General features: G+C 73.4%; 5 protein-coding genes. All 5 read right to left on the reverse strand.

Annotation, left to right across the window (positions count from 1 at the left end; genetic code table 11):
* Positions 1 to 9: 9 nt before the first annotated feature.
* On the reverse strand, positions 10 to 1,248 hold the full coding sequence (locus tag NUM_RS20780) for a DUF1444 domain-containing protein (RefSeq protein ID WP_207126572.1): 1,239 nt from the start codon (positions 1,246 to 1,248) through the stop codon (positions 10 to 12).
* Positions 1,249 to 1,482: 234 nt separating this feature from the next.
* The gene (gene obgE / locus NUM_RS20785; protein WP_207126573.1) at positions 1,483 to 2,919 is read right to left on the reverse strand and encodes a GTPase ObgE; all 1,437 of its coding nucleotides are present in this window, start codon (positions 2,917 to 2,919) and stop codon (positions 1,483 to 1,485) included.
* A 110-nt stretch (positions 2,920 to 3,029) separates the two neighbouring features.
* Complete coding sequence (gene rpmA, locus NUM_RS20790) at positions 3,030 to 3,287, reverse strand: 50S ribosomal protein L27 (protein WP_207126574.1); 258 nt, start codon at positions 3,285 to 3,287, stop codon at positions 3,030 to 3,032.
* 8 nt (positions 3,288 to 3,295) lie between these two features.
* A complete protein-coding gene (gene rplU / locus NUM_RS20795; RefSeq protein WP_030448877.1) occupies positions 3,296 to 3,622 on the reverse strand; it encodes a 50S ribosomal protein L21 in 327 nt (108 codons plus the stop codon).
* Between the two features lie 358 nt (positions 3,623 to 3,980).
* Positions 3,981 to 6,159: Rne/Rng family ribonuclease (locus NUM_RS20800; RefSeq protein WP_207126575.1), on the reverse strand; the 2,179-nt coding region annotated here is incomplete at its 5' end.

Below are 6,159 nucleotides of genomic sequence, written 5' to 3' on the forward strand. Positions count from 1 at the left end.
CGCGGGAGGTCAGCCGTGCGCGCCGTCGGTCTGGTGCACGGCACCGGCCAGCAGCGCGCGCAACTGCTCGCCCTGCGGCCACTGCTGCACCCGGAAGCGCGGCGGCGCCAGCCCCGGCACCCGCAGCGGCGCCACCGCCCGGACCAGATCGGCCCAGCGCACCAGCCAGGACTGCCGCCGGTCCGCGCCGACCAGGGCGACCTGGTCGGTCTCCGGCAGCAATGTCGGAACGTCCTGCCGCCAGGTGCTCACCGACGGCGCGGCGCCGTCGACCGGCTCGGCCAGCAGGTAGCTCGCCACCGACACCTGCTGCGCCACCGGCCAGTGCGCCCGCAACAGATCGGCCTGCACGTCGTACGCCTCGGCGGCCAGCCACCGGTCGGCCCGCATCGCGGCATGATGCGCCGGATGGCCCAGCGGCGGCCGGTACGGCACCACCCGGCCGGCGTCGTCCACCGTGTACCCGGCCGGCGACACCGGCCGGGACGCGCCCCGGAACTCGGCCGCGACCAGGTCGAACGCGTCCGCCAGCCGGGGGCCGTCGGGCACCACCAGCAGGCAGTCCCGGTCCGGCGCGAACGCCACCGGCCGGGCGCCCAGCCGCTCCTCGAACCCGGCCAGCCACCCGTCCAGCAGCAGCCGGGACACCCAGTACGTGCTGCCGTCGTCGACGAACCGCAGCAGCGACGGCGCGTCGGACGGCTGACCGGCCGCCTGGTCGCCCGGCACCGCCGCCAGGTTCGCCGCCGCGGTCTCGAACACCTCGCGGCCGGACACGCCCCAGGACGCCACCAGATCGGTGCTGACGTAGCCGATCGTGGTGGGCAGATCCACCACCACGACCTCGTCCAGCAGCGGCAACGCCGGCCGGCGCAGCAGCTCGGCCTCCGGCCGCCGCGGCGCACCGGGCACCCAGCGCCCCTGGGCCGTGCCGTACAGCAGGGGGCGCAGCAGCGGGGCCGCCTCCGCCCACCGGGTCGGCACCGCCACCGGCTCGGTCATCCGGGCCACGTAGCGGGCGAGCAGCTCGTCTCGCCGGTCACCGGCGAGGCCGGCACACTCGCCGTACAGCGTGCCGAGGAACGCCCAGCTGACCGCACCGCCGCGGCTGCGCCGGTAGCCGATCGCGAACCGCTCCGCGGAGTACCAGCTGTCGGCCACGCCGCCGCAGGCACGGAATCTGTCGAGCAGCTCGGCACCGAACCGGTCCTGCATCGACCCGCCCCGCCGCGCCAGGCCGCCGCCCATCTACCGCCTCCCGTGCGTTGCCGCTGGGGTCGTCGCCGCGACCCCCGGTACGGATCGTCGACCCGTACGGACCTTCGCACCGTACCCGGCGGTCGCCACCGCCGTCCTCCACCACCCGGCCGATCCCGCGCCCCGCCGCCCCGTCACGCCCCTGTCACCAGCCGCTACGCCGTGCCCACGAGCCGCGGCGCCGGCCGGCCCGGGCGCGTCGTACCCGGGCCGCCGGCGGAGTGCTCAGTCGTCCTCGTCGGACCACTCGCCCTCGACCTCGACGTGCTGGCGACGGGCCTTGCGCGCCGCCAGCCGGTCGTCGGCACCGACCCGGTCGTCGGCGTCCAGCCGGTAGTCGGTGCCCAACCGGCCCGGCACGAAGTCCTTGTCCGAGAACAGCGTCGGCTGCCAGTCGAACTCGATCGCACCGATCCGCACCGGCGCGCCGGGCTGCGCGCCGGCTTTCGCCAGCGCGTCCTCCACGCCCAGCCGGGCCAGCCGGTCGGCCAGGTAGCCGATCGCCTCGTTGTTGGAGAAGTCGGTCTGCCGCACCCAGCGCTCCGGCCGCGGCCCGGTCACCAGGTACACCCCGTCGGGGTCGACAGCCACCTCGAAGTGGCTCTCGTCCACCGCCGCCGGACGCAGCACGATCCGGGTCGGCTCGGTCGGCGGGTGCTCCTCGCGGTACCGCCGGACGGCGTCGGCCAGCGCGAACGTGAACGGCCGCAGCCCCTCCCGGGTCGCCGCGGACACCTCGAAGATCGGCCAGCCGCGCTCGGCCAGGTCGGCCGCGACGATCTCGGCCAGCTCCCGCCCGTGCGGCACGTCCAGCTTGTTCAGCGCCACGATCCGCGGCCGGTCGGCGAGCCCGCCGTACGCGGCGAGCTCCGCCTCGATCGCGTCGATGTCGCTGGCCGGGTCCCGGCCCGGTTCCTCGGTCGCCAGGTCCACCACGTGCACCAGCACCGCGCACCGCTCGATGTGCCGCAGGAAGTCCAGGCCGAGGCCCTTGCCGGTGGCGGCGCCCGGGATCAGCCCCGGTACGTCGGCGATGGTGAACGTGACGTCGCCCGCGCGCACCACGCCGAGGTTGGGCTGCAGGGTGGTGAACGGGTAGTCGGCGATCTTCGGCCGGGCCGCGGACAGCACCGAGATCAGCGACGACTTGCCCGCGCTGGGGAAACCGACCAGCCCGACGTCGGCGACGCTCTTGAGCTCCACCACCACATCGGACGAGTCCCCCGGCTCGCCCAGCTCGGCGAACCCGGGCGCCTTGCGCCGCGAGTTCGCCAGCGCCGCGTTGCCGCGGCCGCCGCGCCCGCCGTGCGCGATGACGATGCTGGTACCGGCACCGACCAGATCGGCGATCACCTCGCCGTCGGTGGTCTGCACCACGGTGCCGTCCGGTACCCGTACCCGCAGGTCCTCGCCCTGCGCACCGTCCCGGTTGGAGCCCTGGCCGGGCTTGCCGTTGGCGGCCTTCAGGTGCGGTCGGTAGTGGAAGTCGAGCAGGGTGTGCACACCGGCGTCGACCTCCAGCACCACGTCGCCGCCGCGGCCACCGTTGCCACCGTCCGGGCCGCCGAGCGGCTTGAACTTCTCCCGGTGGATCGACATGCAGCCGTGGCCACCGTTACCGGCCTGTACGTGCAGTACGGCCCGATCCACGAACGTGGTCACCGCCGACCTCCCTCACCCGCACGGCGCGCGCCGGGATCCGGCTGTCACGGTGCGAAAACACAGAACGGGCGGGCCGGTGTCCGGCCCGCCCGTCGACGTCTCGATCGGTGCTACTGCTGCACCGGAACGATGCTGATCACCCGACGACCGCGCTTGCGGCCGAACTCGACGTTGCCGGCGCTGAGCGCGAACAGCGTGTCGTCCTTGCCCCGGCCGACCAGGTCACCCGGGTGGAAGTGGGTCCCCCGCTGGCGAATGATGATCTCGCCGGCGTTCACCAGCTGACCACCGAAGCGCTTCACGCCGAGCCGCTGAGCGTTGGAGTCGCGGCCGTTGCGCGAGCTCGACGCACCCTTCTTGTGTGCCATCTCGGCGCCTACTTTCCGCTCTCGATGCCGGTCACCTTCACCTGGGTCAGCGGCTGGCGGTGACCCTGGCGCTTGTGGTAGCCGGTCTTGTTCTTGAACTTGTGGATCTTGATCTTGGGGCCCTTGGTGTGGGCGACCAGCTCGCCGGTGACCTCGACCTCGGCCAGCGTGGCCGGGTCGGTGGTGACCGTGGTGGCGTCACCCTCGCCGTCGACGAGCAGCACCGTGGGCAGCGTCACCGTGTCGCCGGGCTCACCCTGGAGCTTCTCGACCTCGATCACGTCGCCCTCGGCGACCTTGTACTGCTTGCCGCCGGTCTTGACGATCGCGTACATCGGACGCAGGTCTCCTTCAGTGGTTCAGTGTCACGGTGTCGTTCGGTGTCACGGTGTCGTTCAGTCTCACAGTGTCGTTCGGTGTTGCCGCGCAGCGTGGTGGTGCTGCGCCGCGTGGCGGCGCCGCGCTGTCGGGCTCGCAAGCGAGCCACAACCGCGGCCACCACCTGCGAAGTCCAGCGTCCTCGATGCGAGCTCTGGGCAGCCAAGGCCCTGGCGCACGAGGCACCGCTGGTAAGGGTACGGCATCGGGTGCCCGCCGCCCACACCGGCCACCCCGCCCGGAACGGACCGTCCGGTTCGGCGCCGGTACGGGTCGGCGGGTGGCGGAACCTCGATCCCGCCGCCCGCCGACCGCTCAGCTGTCCGCGGTGACCGGTTCGGCCTCGGCCGCCTTGCGCCGCCGGGTACCGGCCCGCTTGCGCCGGCTCGGCGCCTCGGCCGGCTCGGCGTCCGATCCGGTCGGACCGTCCGCCGCCTCGACGGCCGCCGGCTCGCTGCCGTTACCGGCCGCGCCCGGCTGCTCCGGCGCGGAGGCGTCCGGCTCGGCCGACGCCTCGGCGGACCCGCCGGTCGCCTCCTCCGGCTTGTCCTTGCCGGCCTTCTCCGCCCGGTCGGTCCGGTCCTTGTCGGCCTTGTCCTTGCGACGGCGCTTGCCCTCGCCGGACCGCTTGCCCTCGTCGGCGGGCTGCTGCTTCGCCGAGTCGGAGCCGCCCTTGCCGCCGTGCTTGGCCGGCTCCAGGTGGATGATCACGCCGCGGCCCTTGCAGTGCTCGCAGGTCTCGCTGAACGCGTCGATCAACGGCTGGCCGACCCGCTTGCGGGTCATCTGCACCAGACCGAGCGAGGTGATCTCGGTGACCTGGTGCTTGGTCCGGTCCCGGCCGAGGCACTCGGTCAGCCGGCGCAGCACCAGCTCCCGGTTGGACTCCAGCACCATGTCGATGAAGTCGATGACGATGATGCCGCCGACGTCGCGCAGCCGCAGCTGGCGGACGATCTCCTCGGCCGCCTCCAGGTTGTTGCGGGTGACCGTTTCTTCCAGATTTCCACCGGAACCAATGAACTTGCCGGTGTTGACGTCGATCACGGTCATCGCCTCGGTGCGGTCGATGACCAGCGACCCGCCGCTCGGCAGGTACACCTTGCGGTCGAGGGCCTTCAGCAGCTGCTCGTCGATGCGCAGCTCGGTGAACACGTCCTTGCCGCCGGTGTGCTGGCTCAGCCGCTCGACCAGGTCGGGCGAGACGTGCTCGACGTACTCGTGCACCATCTCCCAGGCTTCCGAGCCGGAGATGATCACTTCCTTGAAGTCCTCGTTGAACAGGTCCCGGACGACCCGGATCACCAGGTCGGGCTCCTCGTACAGCAACGACGGCGCGGACGCCGACGTCGACTTCTTCTCGATCGTCTCCCACAGCGCCTGCAGCCGGGTCACGTCGCGGGACAGCTCGTCCTCGCTGGCGCCCTCCGCGGCGGTCCGGACGATCACCCCGGCGTGCTCGGGCACCAGCCGCTTCAGCGCGTCCCGCAGCCGCTTGCGCTCGGTGTCCGGCAGCTTGCGGCTGATGCCGGACGCGTGCCCGCCCGGCACGTACACCAGGTGCCGGCCGGAGAGGGTGACGTGGCTGGTCAGCCGGGCACCCTTGTGCCCGATCGGGTCCTTGGTGACCTGCACCAGCACGCTGTCGCCGGGCTTCAACGCCCGCTCGATGGCCCGGGTGCGGCCCTCCAGGCCGGCCGAGTCCCAGTTGACCTCGCCGGCGTAGAGCACCGCGTTGCGGCCCCGGCCGATGTCGATGAACGCCGCCTCCATGCTGGGCAGGACGTTCTGCACCTTGCCGAGGTAGACGTTGCCGATCATGGTGTTGCTGGTCGACTGGGACACGTAGTGCTCGACCAGCACGCCGTCTTCCAGCACCGCGATCTGGGTGCGGTCGCCGAGCTGCCGGACCACCATGCTGCGGTCGACGGCCTCGCGCCGGGCCAGGAACTCCGACTCGGACAGGATCGGCGGCCGGGTACGGCGCTGCTCCCGGCCGTCCCGCCGGCGCTGCCGCTTGGCCTCCAACCGGGTCGACCCCGACACGCCCTGTACCTCGTCCACCGCCTTGCGCGGCTCGCGGACCTTGACCACGGTGTTCGGCGGGTCGTCCGGAGACGGCTCGGTGTCACCCGCGGCACCGCGACGGCGCCGGCGACGACGGCGGCGGCCGCCGTCGGCCGACTCCTCACCCGCGTCGGACTCCGCGGGCTCCGCGGCAGAGTCGGCCGCGCCGGACTCGGTCTCGTCGCTCTCCGCCTCCTCGGCGGCGCCCTTGCCGCGACCGCGACCACGCCGGCCGCGACGCCGGCGGTGCCGGCCGTCGCCGTCGTCCGGGCCGTCCTCGTCCGCCTCGGCGGCCGTCTCGGCCTGCTCCGGCTCGGCCGGCTCGGCCTGCTGCTTCCGGCGCCCGCGGGATCGCTCCGGCGCCGGTTCGGCGGTCTCGGCCGCCGGCTCCGCCGCGTCCTGCGGCGCGTCCTTCGGCGTGGCCGCC

This window comes from Actinocatenispora comari, from assembly GCF_017312725.1.
GTDB lineage: Bacteria > Actinomycetota > Actinomycetes > Mycobacteriales > Micromonosporaceae > Actinocatenispora > Actinocatenispora comari.

Excerpts from the sequence above, each read along its gene's own strand:
- rplU (WP_030448877.1), bottom strand. The coding sequence starts at position 3,622 with ATGTACGCGATCGTCAAGACCGGCGGCAAGCAGTACAAGGTCGCCGAG.
- rpmA (WP_207126574.1), bottom strand. The coding sequence starts at position 3,287 with ATGGCACACAAGAAGGGTGCGTCGAGCTCGCGCAACGGCCGCGACTCC.
- NUM_RS20780 (WP_207126572.1), bottom strand. The coding sequence starts at position 1,248 with ATGGGCGGCGGCCTGGCGCGGCGGGGCGGGTCGATGCAGGACCGGTTC.